This is a genomic window from Rhodanobacter sp. 7MK24 (assembly GCF_014842995.1).
Classification (GTDB): domain Bacteria; phylum Pseudomonadota; class Gammaproteobacteria; order Xanthomonadales; family Rhodanobacteraceae; genus Rhodanobacter_A.
Genome location: NZ_JACYXL010000010.1, coordinates 78,589 through 92,919 on the forward strand (window position 1 = coordinate 78,589; position 14,331 = coordinate 92,919).

At 65.9% G+C, this 14,331-nt stretch carries 10 protein-coding genes; 6 read left to right on the forward strand and 4 right to left on the reverse strand.

Annotated elements, in window-relative coordinates; all coding sequences use genetic code 11:
* Positions 1-68: 68 nt before the first annotated feature.
* Positions 69-2,708 carry an EAL domain-containing protein gene (locus tag IHE49_RS15260; RefSeq protein WP_192159443.1) on the forward strand — a complete coding sequence of 880 codons (2,640 nt, stop codon included), beginning with the start codon at positions 69-71 and terminating at the stop codon, positions 2,706-2,708.
* A gap of 114 nt (positions 2,709-2,822) precedes the next feature.
* Here IHE49_RS15260 and IHE49_RS15265 read toward each other — a convergent pair whose 3' ends face one another.
* Complete coding sequence (locus tag IHE49_RS15265; protein WP_192159445.1) at positions 2,823-3,755, reverse strand: DUF2167 domain-containing protein; 933 nt, start codon at positions 3,753-3,755, stop codon at positions 2,823-2,825.
* A gap of 796 nt (positions 3,756-4,551) precedes the next feature.
* Here IHE49_RS15265 and IHE49_RS15270 point away from each other — a divergent pair.
* The 3 genes from IHE49_RS15270 to IHE49_RS15280 all read left to right on the forward strand — a co-directional run bounded on the left by IHE49_RS15270 (position 4,552) and on the right by IHE49_RS15280 (position 9,636).
* Positions 4,552-6,939 (forward strand): protease pro-enzyme activation domain-containing protein, encoded by a 2,388-nt coding sequence (locus tag IHE49_RS15270; protein WP_192159446.1) that lies wholly within the window; start codon positions 4,552-4,554, stop codon positions 6,937-6,939.
* Between the two features lie 193 nt (positions 6,940-7,132).
* On the forward strand, positions 7,133-8,182 hold the full coding sequence (locus tag IHE49_RS15275; RefSeq protein WP_192159447.1) for a hypothetical protein: 1,050 nt from the start codon (positions 7,133-7,135) through the stop codon (positions 8,180-8,182).
* Positions 8,183-8,373: 191 nt separating this feature from the next.
* Entirely contained in the window at positions 8,374-9,636 is a 1,263-nt protein-coding gene (locus IHE49_RS15280) for a TIGR03862 family flavoprotein (RefSeq protein WP_192159449.1), read from the forward strand.
* Between the two features lie 23 nt (positions 9,637-9,659).
* On the opposite strand, the gene IHE49_RS15285 is transcribed toward IHE49_RS15280, so the two are convergent.
* From IHE49_RS15285 to IHE49_RS15295, 3 genes are read right to left on the reverse strand one after another with little or no spacing between them, the layout of a single operon-like run.
* Positions 9,660-11,468 carry a tetratricopeptide repeat-containing sulfotransferase family protein gene (locus IHE49_RS15285; protein WP_192159451.1) on the reverse strand — a complete coding sequence of 603 codons (1,809 nt, stop codon included), beginning with the start codon at positions 11,466-11,468 and terminating at the stop codon, positions 9,660-9,662.
* Between the two features lie 27 nt (positions 11,469-11,495).
* Complete coding sequence (gene dbpA, locus IHE49_RS15290) at positions 11,496-12,887, reverse strand: ATP-dependent RNA helicase DbpA (protein ID WP_192159453.1); 1,392 nt, start codon at positions 12,885-12,887, stop codon at positions 11,496-11,498.
* Between the two features lie 35 nt (positions 12,888-12,922).
* Complete coding sequence (locus tag IHE49_RS15295) at positions 12,923-13,333, reverse strand: OsmC family protein (protein WP_192159455.1); 411 nt, start codon at positions 13,331-13,333, stop codon at positions 12,923-12,925.
* Between the two features lie 117 nt (positions 13,334-13,450).
* On the opposite strand from IHE49_RS15295, the gene folB reads away from it, so the two are divergent.
* Together folB and folK are read left to right on the forward strand one after the other, a co-directional pair.
* The gene (folB, locus tag IHE49_RS15300; protein WP_192159458.1) at positions 13,451-13,810 is read left to right on the forward strand and encodes a dihydroneopterin aldolase; all 360 of its coding nucleotides are present in this window, start codon (positions 13,451-13,453) and stop codon (positions 13,808-13,810) included.
* A gap of 2 nt (positions 13,811-13,812) precedes the next feature.
* Entirely contained in the window at positions 13,813-14,295 is a 483-nt protein-coding gene (gene folK, locus IHE49_RS15305) for a 2-amino-4-hydroxy-6-hydroxymethyldihydropteridine diphosphokinase (protein WP_192159460.1), read from the forward strand.
* Positions 14,296-14,331 lie beyond the last annotated feature (36 nt).

The following is a 14,331-nucleotide window of genomic DNA, read 5'->3' on the forward strand; positions in this document are numbered from 1 at the left end:
GCAGTGGCGCAGGCATCGGCAGGAAAACGGATTTGTCCACGCAGGGGAAACGCGACAACGCGGACGCGATGCTTGCTGACAAAGCCGGCAACGCCGGACCGGAGCGGCGGCCTTCGCCGCACTGGCGAACCCCGGCACGCCTGTGGAGCCTGCTGGCCTTGCTGCTGGGTCTGGCGCTTTCGCTGCTGGTGCAGAACCAGCAATGGCGGCGCGAGCAGGCGGAGCAGTGGTCGGTGCGCACCGAGCTCGCCAATAAAGTCTATTCGGGCATGCAGGGCCAGTTGCAGTTGCTGGAAACCCTGATGCGCGCCACGCAGTCGCTGTACCTTGCTTCCGATTTGGTGACACCCGACGAGTTTGCGGATTTCTACTTCAACATGCGTCCGGGCGAACGTTTCCCGGCCCTGCTGGCATTGGCCTATGCACCACGCACGCAGCGGGCGGACGGTGCGCACTACATCATCCAGCTGACCGAGCCGAAGAAAGGCAATGCGATCCTGATCGGACTGGACGAAGCCGGCCAGAAGGAAAACCTCGCCGGCTTGCTGCAGGCGCGCGACAGCGATCAAGTGACCATGTCGGCACCGTTCCGCCTGGTGCAACCGGGCAAAGGGACCGGCAGCGACATGGGCGTCACCCTGAGCCTGCCGGTATTCAGTCCCGGCGCCATGCCACGGACCATCGAAGAACGGCGCGCGCGCGAACAGGGCACGGTGTCGGCTTCGTTTCGCCTGAGCACCCTGATCGAAGGCACTCTGCCCGAAGGCCTGACCGGCGTACTGCGCCTGCGGGTAAGTGATGTCACCCGGTCGACCCCGCAGCTGGTGTACGACTCTGCACCAGGCAGCGCGACACCCGATGCCGCCGGCCCTCGCTACGGGCGCACGCTGGTGCATGGCGGTCGCAAATGGGACGTGGCGATGTACCCGTTGGCGGCCCGCGTCGACGCCTGGCACTGGGCCACCCTGCAGGCCGGCACGTTGGCCAGCCTGCTGTTGGCCATGCTGGTGTACGCCATCGTGGGCACGCGCCATCGCGCGCTGGAACTGGGCTGGCGCATGAGTCGCCGCTACCGCGAAAGCGAAGAACGTTTCCGCGCGCTCAACGAACGGCTGCCCGCGCTGGTGCTGCTGGCGAGCAGCGACGACGGTCGCATCGTCTACGCCAACCAGGCCGCACGTTCCCGGTTCGGCGCGGGCGTCACCGGGCATCGGCTTGCCGAATTGTTCAAGGACGCGCAACCGGAGGCGCTGGCCGGCGGCGGCGCTGCCGGCGAGCAGGTGGAGGCCGGGCTGATCGACGAAACCGGTGCGCCGTTCTGGGCCAACGTGGCGATCACGCACGTTGCCACTAACGGCAGCGACAAGTTGCTGATGGTGGCCGGCGACATCAGCGAGCAGCGGCGGCTCACCGAGCGGTTGAGCTACCAGGCCAGCCATGACGCGCTGACCGAGCTGTACAACCGCCACGAATTCGAGCACCGCCTGCGCGCCGCGCTGGCCGCTGCCGGGCCGGACATGCAGGCGGTGCTGCTGTACGTAGATCTGGACCAGTTCAAGCTCATCAACGACACCTCCGGCCATCTCGCCGGCGACCAGCTGCTGGTGCAGCTGTCCGCGGTGATGCGTCGCCAGCTGCGCGACAACGACGTGCTGGCGCGCCTGGGTGGCGACGAGTTCGGCATTCTCGCCTTCGGCATGGTCAACCAGTCGACCGCCGAGCAGATGGCGGAGCGTTTGCGACGCAGCATCGACGGGTATGTGTTCACATGGGAGCAACGCAGCTACCTGGTCAGCGCCAGTATCGGTGGCGTGCTGGTCGACTGCCCCAAGGTGCAGGTCAAGGATCTGCTCTCGCAGGCCGATGCCGCCTGTTATCTCGCCAAGGAACGTGGCCGCAACCGCGTGCATTTTCATTCGGAAGGCGATGGCGAGGCGCAGCGCCGGCGGGGCGAAATGGAATGGGCGCAACGCCTGCAATGGGCGGTGGATGAGGGTCTGCTGCTGCTCGCCTACCAGGAGATCAAGCCGGCGAAGCCATCGGCGGACGACGGCGTTTGCGTGGAGTTGCTGCTGCGCTACCGCGACGAAAACGGCGCGCTGCTGCCGCCCGGGGTGTTCCTGCCCGCGGCCGAGCGCTACGGCTTGATGCCGACCATCGACCGCTGGGTGGTGCAGGTCGCGCTGGCCAATTTCGGCCGCCTGCATCCGATCGGTGCGGAGCTGCGCATGGTCTCGATCAATCTCTCCGGCGCCAGCATCGAGGATGCCGCGCTGGCCGATCAGATCGTCGACTGGCTGGGCTTCTACCAAGTGGACCCGAAACGGGTGTGCTTCGAGATCACCGAGACCGTAGCGGTGCGCAATCTCGCCGCGGTGGTGCGCTGCATGGGGCGCCTGCGCGCCGTGGGCTGTCGCATCGCACTGGACGATTTCGGTGCGGGCATGTCCTCCTTCACGTATCTGAAGAACCTGCCTGCCGATGCGATCAAGATCGACGGCAGTTTCGTGCGCGATATGCTCACCGACCCGGTGAGCCGCCTGATGGTGCGCGCCGTCACCGATATCGCCCACCAGCTCGGCCTCACCGTGGTGGCCGAATGGGTCACCGACGAGGCCACCGTGCAGGCGCTGGCGGAGCTGGGCATCAATGCGTTGCAGGGGTATGCCGTGCATCGGCCCGAGTTGACGCTGTTTCACCGTGCTTGATGGCGGATTGCACGCGGCGCAATCGCCGCGCCGTTTCGGGCATGGATCACCCGCTGGCCGCGCACGTCGCGCGGCGGCATGGATACCGCCGCGTGCCGTGTCGTCTACCCTCGATCACTGCTTGCGCTTGAACAGCTTGCGGATCGCGGCGGCCACGGCGGCGACGCCGACGATGACGAACTTCTTCAGCGCCAGCAGCATGATGCCGAGCTTGGCGAACAGACCGGCCTTGGCGGCGATGCCGCCGGCGATCAGCGCGGCGATGCCGTAGGCGGCGAGCTTGTCGGTTTTGGCGTCGTAGTCGGCGTAGCGCTGACCCTCGTTGAAATCGGCCATGGCCAGCACGGCCGGCATGTCGGCGCGCACCTTGTCGAGTTCGTCGATGGGAGCCACCGCATTGAGCGACAGGTAGCCGCGCCGACCCAGCACGCGGATTGCGTAGTTCAGCGTATGGCCGTCCGAACTGCCGTCGGGATTCCTGATTGCCAGGTCGCGCGCCCAGTACAGCTTGTGGCTGGCGGCGTCGTAATGCGGCGGCTCGGCCCAGCCGACCAGCTCGATCGAGGGATAGCCTTGCTTCACGCGCGCCTCGTTCTCATCCTGCGTGGCCTTCTGCATGCTCTTGAGCAGGTCGTCGTAGTCGATCTTGCTGGCATCCTGGTCGGACACGTAGCCGTCGTCGACATAGGTGACCACCACGGCCCAGGCGCGGCCGTCCACCACGGTGGCAGGATCGGTGGAGGGCAGGATCATGCCCAGCACCTTTTCGTCCGGCGGGTTGTTCCACAGCTTGGTGAGCACACGTTGGGCGTCGGCGGCTTGCAGGTAGCCGTAGCCCGGCTTCAGCTGCAAGGTGGCCTGCGCCTCGGGAATGGCAACCTCGCCGGACACCGGGTGCAGGCTTTGCAGGAACGCCTCGACCTTGGCATGGGCATCGGCGGCGCCAGGCGCAGAAGTGGATGAGGACGCGGATGGCGCGTCGGTGGCGCATGCAGGTTCAAGGCATACGAACGCGGCCAGCAGGACCAGCAGCAGTTTGCATTTCATCGCGATGTTTTCCCCTGTGTCGTCCATGGAGGCGCAGCCGTCCGGCTGTGCCGTGGCGCCCTCGTACGAGGCGCCTCGCGACTTTTTACAAGATGGGGCGGAGCCGTGCCAGCGTGGTGCGGACACCGATGCGCCGGAGCGCGCGACCGTCGCAAATCGATAACCGATTCGGGGTTCGTCATGAGAGTGGCGGGATAAGCAGGCCGCTTAAAACGCTTGGATCGAGATAAATCTTTGGCCCGATATTCAGGTGCGTCTAATTTCAAGAACTTTCGTAAAGCGAAATATATTGCTTGGCGCGATTGGCCATTTCATTTTGATTCGCTACATGGGAAAGCGTGATTGTGGCGTGATTTCGGCGCGGTTACGCGTCTTTCAAGCGGCACGCGGATGCCGTGGGCTTTCCATGGAGTCGTATGTAATTGCGTGATACCGGTGTCGTCTTATAGAGCAAATCACTCAAAATGAAATGCGTATGAACAATTAATGTGCTGCAGGTGTGGATTCGCGGTTCCTGATATTGACGGGTGCAAATTTGGTTGCGTAGTTTCGACGAGTTCGCTGCGGGGAGCGCGGCGAATGGTTCCGAACGGTAATCGCGGGGGCGATTACCGTCAGGCAAAGCCTAGGGTCGGCCGCGAGAGGGATTCTCTACAGGGGAACGGCCACCGCAAAAGGGCGCCTGGGGAACCGTCTGGCAAGCAATCCGGAGTCGCACGAGTGCGACATGTTCTTTGCCACGGGGCACATGCGGCCGCGTAAGGCCCGCTTGTCCCGAAATCTTGGGGAGTCATCCATGCATCACGTTCGTTTGAAAGCACTTGCTGCCGCCATCGCCTTGGCAGCGGCTTCTTCTTCCGTCTGCGCCACGGGTGCGGTCAGCACAGCGCAGTTTGCTTCCATTCGCCACGCCACCACCCTGCAAGCGGGTGACAAGGTCGTCGGCGCGCTGGACGTCGCGCACCCGATGCGCGTCGCGGTATCGCTGAAACTACGCAACAAGGCGCAGCTGGATGCGTTCGTTGCCAACCCGCACCACCCCAACCTCACGCCTGCGCAGTTCAATGCGATGTACGCGCCGACGCAGGAGCAGGCGCAGCAGGTTGCCGACTACCTGCGCCAGTCCGGCTTCCGCAACATCACCATCGAGCCGAACCGCCAGCTGGTGACCGCCGAGGGTCGTGCTGACACCGCCGCCTCTGCGTTCCGCACCTCGCTGGTGAGCGTGCACACGCACGATGGGCGCAATGCCTACGGCACCGCCAGCGACGTGCAGATCCCGGCCTCGCTGCAAGGGATCGTGAACGAAGTGCTGGGCCTGCAGACCGTGCATACCTTCCACGTGCTGACTCCCGTGCATCCGAACGCGACCGGCGGCACGGCCAGCGCGCATGCGCCGACCGACTTCGCGACGATCTACAACGCTGGCAGCACGGCGACCGGCTCGACGATCAACGTCGGCGTGATCACCTCCGGCAGCATGACCAACATCAAGACCGACTTCAGCTCCTTCCTCAGCCAGCACCCCAGCCTCGGCAGCATCCCGCTGAACGTGGTCACGGTGGACGGCGGCGGCACCAGCACCAGCGGCGACGGCGAGTGGGATCTGGATACCCAGGACATCGCCGGCATGTCCGGTGGCGTGAAAGCTTTCTACCTCTACGACACCTCCAGCCTCGACACCCAGCCGCTGGTGGATGACTTCAACGCGGCGGTCACCGCCAACGTGGTGCGCATCATCAACGTCTCGATCGGCGGTTGCGAAACCGGCATGGAGACCAATGGTGCAGCCACCGGCGACAGCATCTTCGAACAGGCCGACGCTCAGGGTCAGACCTTCTCGATCTCCTCCGGCGACAGCGGCGCAGACGAGTGCGGCAACGGCGGCATCGTGCCGAGCTGGCCGGCGGATTCGGAATACGTGGTGGCCGTGGGCGGCACCGAGCTCTACACCTCAGGCACCACCTGGACCAACGAAACAGTGTGGAACAACCTCAGCGAGAACGAAGGCGCGACCGGCGGCAGCCCCAGCACCTTCGAACCGCAGCCGAGCTGGCAGAGCGGCGTGGGCCAGAACGCGGGCAGCAAGTACCGCGGCCTGCCCGACGTGGCCTTCGACGCCAGCCCGGACAGCGGCGCCAACGTGATCGTGGACGGATCCACCGAGCAGATTGGTGGCACCAGCCTCGCCTCGCCGCTGTTCGTGGGTACCTGGGCGCGCGTGCTGGCGACCAAGTCCTCGCTGGGCTTCGCTGCGCCGCTGATCTATGCCGACGCCGCGTCCCACTACTCGACCGACTTCCACGATGTGACTTCCGGCAACAACAGCGGCGAAACCGCCGCCGTGGGCTGGGACTACACCACCGGCTTCGGCTCGATCAACATCGCCAACTTCGTGGCCAATGTGGCCGGTAGCGGCGGCGGTACCACCGGTGGTACGCCGGTGGCCAGCTTCACCGACACCACGAGCGGCCTGACGGCGACGTTCACCAACACGTCCACCGACACCGGCGGCACGATCAGCACCTACTCGTGGACCTTCGGCGACGGCGGCACCTCGACCGCGGCCAGCCCGAGCCACACCTATACCGCAGCAGGCACCTACACGGTCAGCCTGACGGTGACCGACAACACCGGTGCCACCAGCACCAAGTCGGGTTCGGTGACGGTCACGTCGAGTGGCGGCGGCACGCCGACCCAGGTGCTCGGCAACACCGGCTTCGAAACCGGCACGGCTTCGCCGTGGACGATGAGCTCGGGCACGCTGTGCACCACCACCACCTCGTCGTCCAGCTACTGCGGTAGCGGCGAGAGCGCACATGCCGGTTCGTGGTTCGCCTGGCTGGATGGCTACGGCACCTCGCATACCGACACGGTGTCGCAGAAGGTGGCCATTCCCAGCGGCCACACCACGGCCACGCTGCAGTACTACCTGCACATCGACACCACCAAGAGCTCGGCGGTCGATACCTTCACGGTGCAGGTGCTGAACAGCTCGGGCTCGGTGCTGGCAACGGTGGGTTCGTTCACCAACGCCAACAAGAACACCGGCTATGCGCTGGAATCCGCCAACCTGTCCGCCTACATCGGCCAGACGGTGACCATCAAGTTCACCGGCAAGGAGACCTCGTCTTCCGGCAACACCGACTTCACGCTCGACGATGTCACGTTGAACGTGCAGTAAGCAAGTAAGGATGCCGTGCGGCCGCCTTTAAGGCGGCCGCACGGATGATCCCGTGGGGAGGCGGGATCGGGGGAATGGACTCGCAGCAAGCGTTTTTGTTGTTCGCTGGTGCATTTGCAGTCGGTAGTGCCTCGACTCCTGGATCGTCCAGGGGCGATATCCATTGTTCATTGCAGCTATGGGGAGACATTCGATGCAAACAACGTTGAAACTTGCATTTCTGGCCGGCCTGGTGAGCGCGGCATGCGTTCCCGCGGCCTTCGCGTCGTCGTTCGGCAATCTTTCCGCGCAGGGTTCGAGCGCGCAGGTGGGGCCGATCGAGGCGGTGGCGCGCGCTGCCTGGCGCGAAAGCATGACGCAGATCGCCACGCCGTCGGTAGGTTGCTTCCACGCCCAATATCCAAGCATCGTGTGGAAGCAGGAGTCGTGCGGAGCGGTCCGGGCCGATGTGCACCCCATGCCGCACTACTACCTTTTCGGCGCACCGGAGACTGCAGGCAACGGCAACGACTACACCCTGCAAACCTCCAGCCTGATCAAGAGCGCCGTCGGCACCTTCCCGACGGTGACCGGCGTGACCTCCGAGAAGAGCGTGGGCGTGGCGGCCTACGGCGGTGGCGGCATCCTGGGCGCCAACGAATATTCGGTGCAGCTCAACACGCAGTTCACCTCGACCACCTCGGCATGCAAGAGCCACTCCGGATGCACCGTGTGGCAGCAGTGGGTGTACGCCACCGATTACGCGGAGAACGGCGAGGGTGCGATCTTCATGCAGAACTGGCTGATCGGCTACGGCAGCAGCCGTTGCCCGAGCGGCTTCTCCAGCGACGGCGAGGGCGACTGCTACGGCAACAGCGCAGCGGCCCTGCCGCCGGATATCCCGCCCACCGCCCTGGCCAGCCTGAAGCTGACGGCCACGGCGACCTCGGGCGGCAACGATACGGCCGTCGTCACCTATGACGGCGACGCCTACAGCACCACCCAGAAGGACAGCACCCTGTATATCTCGAAGGTGTGGAACACCGGCGAGTTCAACATAGTGGGCAACGCCGGCGGCTCCGAGGCGGAGTTCAACAGCGGCAGCTCCATCACGGTGAATCTCGCGGTGAGCGACGGTTCCACCAGTGCGCCGTCCTGCGTGGCGGATTCGGGTACGACCGGCGAGAGCAACAACCTGAACCTGGGCAGCTGCACCGCCTCGGGTGGCTCGACGCCGTCCATCAAGTTCACCGAATCGAACTGATACCGCTTCGATCAGTGCGTGACGCAAACGCCGGAGGGAGCGATCCCTCCGGCGTTTTTCTTGCACGCGAAAGCCGGGTTTGCGAGAGGCGGCTTACCGGGTTGCTCCATGTCGGCAGGCAGCGGAAAGATGCAGGACGAAGGCGGTCGCGTGTCGGTCGCCCGAGCGCCCGAACATGCGACCATGCGCGCATGACGCAAGACCTCTTTCCTCGACTGGCCATCATCGGCGGCGGTCCCGCTGGCCTGATGGCGGCGGAAGCCGCGAGCGCAGCCGGCATCAAGATCGACGTGTACGACGCCATGGGTTCGGTGGGAAGGAAATTCCTGCTCGCCGGCAAGGGCGGTCTCAACCTCACCCATGGCGAACCATTCGTGCGTTTCGTCGAACGCTATGGCGAGCGTAGCGAGGAGATCGCGCGCTGGCTGCGCGCGTTCGATGCGAATGCGCTGCGCGACTGGGCGCGCGGGCTCGGCGTGGAAACCTTCGTCGGCAGCTCGGGGCGGGTGTTTCCCGCCGACATGAAGGCGGCGCCGCTGCTGCGCCGCTGGCTGCACCGCCTGCGCGTGTCGGGTGTGAGCTTCCATATGCACCACCGTTGGCTGGGGTGGTGCGCAGACGGCGCGTTGCGCTTCGCCACGCCGGAGGGCGAACGCATCGTCATGGCCGATGCCGCGGTGCTGGCGCTGGGTGGTGCGAGCTGGCCCAGGCTGGGGTCCGATGGCGCGTGGGTGGCACCGCTGTGCGATGCCGGTGTCGATATCGCGCCGCTGCAAAGCGCCAACTGCGGCTTCGAGATCGCTTGGAGCGAGCATCTCCGCACGCGCTTCGCCGGGTCGCCGTTGAAGTCGGTGGCGGCGCGCTGGGTGGATCGTCATGGCGTGGCGCAATCCCGGCAAGGCGAATGCGTGCTCAGCGAATACGGCATCGAAGGCAGCCTGGTCTATGCCATCGGCGCGGAACTGCGCGAGCGCATCAGGCGCGACGGCGAAGCAGTGCTGCATCTCGATCTCGCCCCTGGCATCGCGCAGGCTGCCCTGGCCGAGCGACTCGCGACACCGCGCGGCAAGCACAGCCTGGGCGACTGGTTGCGCCGTCGCGCGCATCTGGATGCGGCGAAATGCGGCCTGGTGTTCGAGTCGGCCGACAAGTCCGTGCTCGCCGATCCGGCTGCGCTTGCCGCACTCGTCAAGGCGTTGCCGCTGACGCTGCGGGCGCCGCGTCCATTGGCGGAGGCGATCAGCACGGCCGGCGGCATTCGCCTTGAAGCACTCGACGAATCGCTGATGCTGCGCATCCGCCCAGGTATCTTCTGCGCGGGCGAAATGCTGGATTGGGAGGCGCCTACCGGTGGCTACCTGCTCACTGCGTGCTTTGCCAGCGGTGCATGGGCGGGACGCGCTGTCGCGCATTGGCTGGCTGATGTCCGGCCACCACCCCACGCACGGGATTGAGGCGGCTGGCTTGTCGCCGCCGGTTAGCGGTAATCCCGCACGATATCCAGCAGAGGCTTGAGGTGCGTCTCGAAATGCTTCCAGCGGGCCACTGACGATCGATAGATCGGCTTGCGCACCTGGGCGATGCTGGCGGTTCGCACCACGCGTTGGTTGCGGTGGAAATCGAGGCAGCGTTCGTCCCAGGGCAGGCCGAGGTAGTCGAGCAGGCGCCGTGCGTGGCCCGCGGTATCGGCCACCATGTCCTCGTAGCGCAAATCCAGCACGGTTCCCGCTGGCAGCACGCGATGCCAGTGGCGCATCAGTTCGATGTAGCGCACGTAATAGCGGCCCAGGCTGCCGAGGTCGTAGCTGAAATCGAGGTTGCCTTCCTCGAACAGGCGCGCGTAGCAGGAGAAGCACGAGTCCATAGGATCGCGCATGGCATGGATGATCTTCGCGTGCGGCAGCATCCGGTGGATCATGCCCACGTGCAGAAAGTTGGCCGGCAGCTTGTCCGTGATGTGCGTCGCCTGCGGGGCATGCCGCCACGCGCGTTCCTCGTAGGCTGCGCCCAGTTGCTGCAAGGCTTCGACGGAGAGCGTGACGGCGATTTCCGGATACGCGGCGACGGACGCGTTGCTGGCCGTGTCCAGCGAGTGCACCACGTCGTGCAGGTCGGTCAGCTCGCCGGCTCCATGAATGCCCGGATGGCTGGCCAGGATCTGCTCGATCAAGGTCGTGCCCGAACGCGGCATGCCGACGATGAAGACCGGTGTCCTGCCGGTGCAGCGCGACGGCGGCCGATGCTCGAAAAGGCCGGCGTGGAAGACGGACTTCAACTGCGCGACCAGTGCCGCTTCGCGCGCCTCGTCGTGCGGAAACCGCATGCGCTGCAGGCGATTGCCTTCCGCGTAGGCCGCGAAGGCGTCGTCATGGCGGCCGGCGTCCTCGCGCATCTTGCCGAGGGCGAACCAGTAATTGACGCGTCCCGCCTGCGGCAGGGAGGGCAGTTGGTGCTGCTGGTCCTCGAGCGCACGCAGCTGCGGGTCATCCGCGGCGTACGTCCTGAACGGCGCGAGGTTGCAGAGGGACTGCAGGAAATCCGGCTTGATCGCGACCGCGGCTTCGAAGCTCGCGCAGGCCTCTTCCACGCGCCCCTGCTTCTTCAGGCACAGGCCCAGGTTGTTGAGCGCCATCAGGTAGTCGGGCCTGATCGCCAGTGCGCAGCGGTAGCTTTGCTCCGCCTCGGGCAGCCGCTGCTGGTCGCGCAGGATGTTGCCGAGATTGAAGTGCGGCTCGGCGAAGCGGTCGTTGATGGCGAGCGCCTGCCGGTAGCTGGACTCCGCCTCGCCGCGTCGGCCCTGGTCGCGCAGGACGTTGCCCAGGTTGTTGTGCGCTTCGGCGTAGTCCGGCTTGATCGACAATGCGCAGCGATAGCAGGTTTCGGCGTCAGCCAGGCGCGCCAGCTCCCGGTACACGATGCCGAGGCTGTTGTGCGTGTTCGCATCGTCCGGACGCGCCGCCAGCACCTGCAGGAAGTGCGCTTCGGCTTCGCCTGGTTGATGGATCGCCATCAGGGTATGGCCGAGCCGGGCGCGCGCCTCGATGAAATCCGGCTTGATCGCCAGCGCCTGCCTGAAGCCGTCCGCGGCCTCGGCCAGCCGCCCCTGGGCGCCGAGCACGTTGCCCAGCAGGTAATGCGCTTCAAGATGGTCTGGCTTGAGTGCGATGGCTTGCCGACAGCTGTGCGCAGCGTCGGCCAGGGAGCCCGACCTCATCTGCGATTTGCCCGAGGCGACCTGGGCGTCGGCATCATGCAGCGGCAGCGGCGTCTTCGTGTCGTGGGGCATGATGGCTGCACGAGTCCAGTCGCGGGCTCAATGGAGCGGGCGCACGCGGAAGTTGCGCCCCTTGATGCGCCCGGCGCGCAGCCTTTCCAGTGCCTTGTTCGCCAGTGCGCGGCCGATCGCCACGTAGGCACGGGTGGCAAACACGTCGATCTTGCCGATGTCTTTGCCGTCGAGTCCGGCGTCGCCGGTGAGTGCGCCGAGGATGTCGCCCGGGCGGAGCTTGTCCTGCCGCCCGGCGTCGATCACCAGGGTCTTCATTGGCGCCAGATTGAGCTGCTTGCCGCGCGGCGGCGACACGCGCAGCGGATGCCACGGTAGCGGGCGACCGAGCTGCTCCTCGATGTTCGTCGCCTTGGGCCGTTCGCGCGGCGCGACCAGGGTAATGGCAAGGCCATTCTCGCCCGCGCGCCCGGTACGGCCGACGCGGTGCGTGTGCGTGTCGGGGTCGTGCGCGATGTCGTAGCTGACCACCAGTGGCAGCGCCGCGATGTCCAGGCCGCGCGCCGCCACGTCGGTGGCGACCAGGACGCAGCAGCTGCGGTTGGCGAACTGCACCAACACTTCATCGCGGTCGCGCTGCTCCATGTCGCCGTGCAGGGCGAGTGCGGAGAAGCCGCGGCGATCCAGTTCCTGCGCCACGGCATCCACGTCCTTGCGCATGTTGCAGAACACCAGCGCGTGCTGTGCCTGCTCCGTGCTGAGTGTGCCCTTGGCCAGCAACTGCGCCAGCGCATCCAGTTTCTGCGCCGGATCCACTTCGTGGAAACGCTGCTCGATGGTGGTTTCCTCGTGCGGAGCTTCCACCGTCACTTCCACCGGATTGTTCTGCACACGTCCGCTCACGGCGCGGATTTCGTCGGCATAAGTGGCCGAGAACAGCAGGGTCTGATGGTGCTTTGCGATGCGTCCCACGATATCGTCGATGGCTTCGCTGAAACCCATGTCCAGCATGCGGTCGGCTTCGTCCAGCACCAGCACCTGGATGCCGCCGCCATGCAGGCTGCCGCGCTTCAGGTGTTCCTGCACGCGGCCGGGCGTGCCGACCACGATGTGCGGATCGTGCGCGAGCGAAGCGAGCTGCGGTCCCAGCGGCATGCCGCCGCACAGGGTCAGCAGCTTCACGTTGGGAATGTTGGCGGCGAGCTTGCGGATCGCCTTGCTGACCTGGTCGGCGAGTTCGCGCGTGGGACACAGCACCAGTGCCTGCAGGCGGACGGTTTCCACCTGCAGGGCCTGCAGCAGGGCCAGCCCGAACGCCGCGGTCTTGCCGCTGCCGGTCCGCGCCTGAGCGATCACGTCGCGGCCATCCAGCATGGGCGGCAAGCTCTGTGCCTGCACCGGCGTCATGGTGGCGTAGCCCAGCGTTTCGAGGCTGGCGAGCAGGGCGGGTTTGAGCGGCAGCGTGGAGAAGGCGGTCATGCGCCATGATCGCATGCCGTTGCCGCTACGCGTCTTTATTCCAGCGTGGAGTCAATGAAGATCTCGCCGCTCAGCACTTTGTGAATGGGACAGGCGTTGGCGATCTGCAGCAGGCGTTCGCGTTGTTCTTCGCTCAATTCGCCATGCAGGGTGATGCGGCGGCCGATGCGGTTGCTGCCGGGTGGCGGTGTGCCGTCGGGGTTGAAATCCAGCGCCACATCGACGCCTTCCAGCGGCCAGCCCTTGCGTTCGGCATACATCTTCAGCGTGATCGAGGTGCAGGCGCCGAGGCTGGAAAGCAGTAGGCGGTGCGGATCGGGGCCGGTGTCGCCGCCGTGCTGGTTGGCCGGTTCGTCGGCCAGCCAGGTGTGGCCGCGGTCGTCGCCGAGGCGCACGGCGTAGGGCGTGGCGGCGATGGTGGCGGTGACGGCGGGGGGTGTGTTCATCGGCAGGCTCCGTTTCGGTGGATGGTGGTGTATCACGGTTGCCCGCAACCGGCACGACTTGCATCCGCGCGCGTGGTCGCGGATCGTGTACGGCCCAGGTTCCAGCCACGCATTCCCATGGACATCGTTTTCATCGAAGACCTGCGCATCGACGCCGTGATCGGCATCTACGACTGGGAACGCCGCGTGCGCCAGACGCTGGCGTTCGACATCGAGATGGCGTTCGACAATACCGTGCCCGCCGCCAGCGACGACATCGTGCACACGCTGAACTACAAGGACGTGTCCAAGCGGCTGGTCGACTACGTGGGCGCATCGAGCTTCGGTCTGGTGGAAACGCTGGCCGAGCGCTGCGCGGAGATCATCCGCGAGGAGTTCGGCGTGCGCTGGGTAAGGCTGAAACTCTCCAAGCCAGGTGCGGTACGTGGCGCGAAGGCGGTTGGCGTGCGCATCGAGCGCGGCACGAAGCCGGATTGAGCATGGAGCGCGTTTATCTCAGCCTGGGTTCCAACCTCGAACCGCGGCGCTACCTCAACGCTGCCCTGGACGAATTGCGCACGCGCTTCGGCGCCATCGCCGTGTCGCCGGCCTATCGCAACAAGTCGGTGGGCTTTGACGGGGCGGACTTCGTGAACCTCGCGGTAGGTCTGGACACCGATCTCGAACCCGAGGCGCTGAACGACTGGCTGCACGCGCTGGAGGACAGGCACGGCCGCCGGCGCGACGTGCCGCGCTATTCCGACCGCACGCTGGATGTCGATATCGTGCTGTACGGCGAGCGCGTGATCGACGGTGCCGGCCACTTGCAGGTGCCGCGCAAGGAACTCAGGCACGCCTTCGTACTGAAGCCGCTGGTCGACATCGCGCCGCAGGTGCGGCATCCGGTGAATGGGCAGGCGCTGGCCGAACTGTGGGCGGCGTTTCCGCAGGAACGCGAGCCGCTTTCGCTGGAACCGCTCTGACCCGGGTGCCGATCGGGTCCCTTGCACTGTCGCCGC

Excerpts from the sequence above, each read along its gene's own strand:
- IHE49_RS15260 (WP_192159443.1), top strand. The coding sequence starts at position 69 with ATGCTTGCTGACAAAGCCGGCAACGCCGGACCGGAGCGGCGGCCTTCG.
- IHE49_RS15265 (WP_192159445.1), bottom strand. The coding sequence starts at position 3,755 with ATGAAATGCAAACTGCTGCTGGTCCTGCTGGCCGCGTTCGTATGCCTT.
- IHE49_RS15270 (WP_192159446.1), top strand. The coding sequence starts at position 4,552 with ATGCATCACGTTCGTTTGAAAGCACTTGCTGCCGCCATCGCCTTGGCA.
- IHE49_RS15275 (WP_192159447.1), top strand. The coding sequence starts at position 7,133 with ATGCAAACAACGTTGAAACTTGCATTTCTGGCCGGCCTGGTGAGCGCG.
- IHE49_RS15280 (WP_192159449.1), top strand. The coding sequence starts at position 8,374 with ATGACGCAAGACCTCTTTCCTCGACTGGCCATCATCGGCGGCGGTCCC.
- IHE49_RS15285 (WP_192159451.1), bottom strand. The coding sequence starts at position 11,468 with ATGCCCCACGACACGAAGACGCCGCTGCCGCTGCATGATGCCGACGCC.
- dbpA (WP_192159453.1), bottom strand. The coding sequence starts at position 12,887 with ATGACCGCCTTCTCCACGCTGCCGCTCAAACCCGCCCTGCTCGCCAGC.
- IHE49_RS15295 (WP_192159455.1), bottom strand. The coding sequence starts at position 13,333 with ATGAACACACCCCCCGCCGTCACCGCCACCATCGCCGCCACGCCCTAC.
- folB (WP_192159458.1), top strand. The coding sequence starts at position 13,451 with ATGGACATCGTTTTCATCGAAGACCTGCGCATCGACGCCGTGATCGGC.
- folK (WP_192159460.1), top strand. The coding sequence starts at position 13,813 with ATGGAGCGCGTTTATCTCAGCCTGGGTTCCAACCTCGAACCGCGGCGC.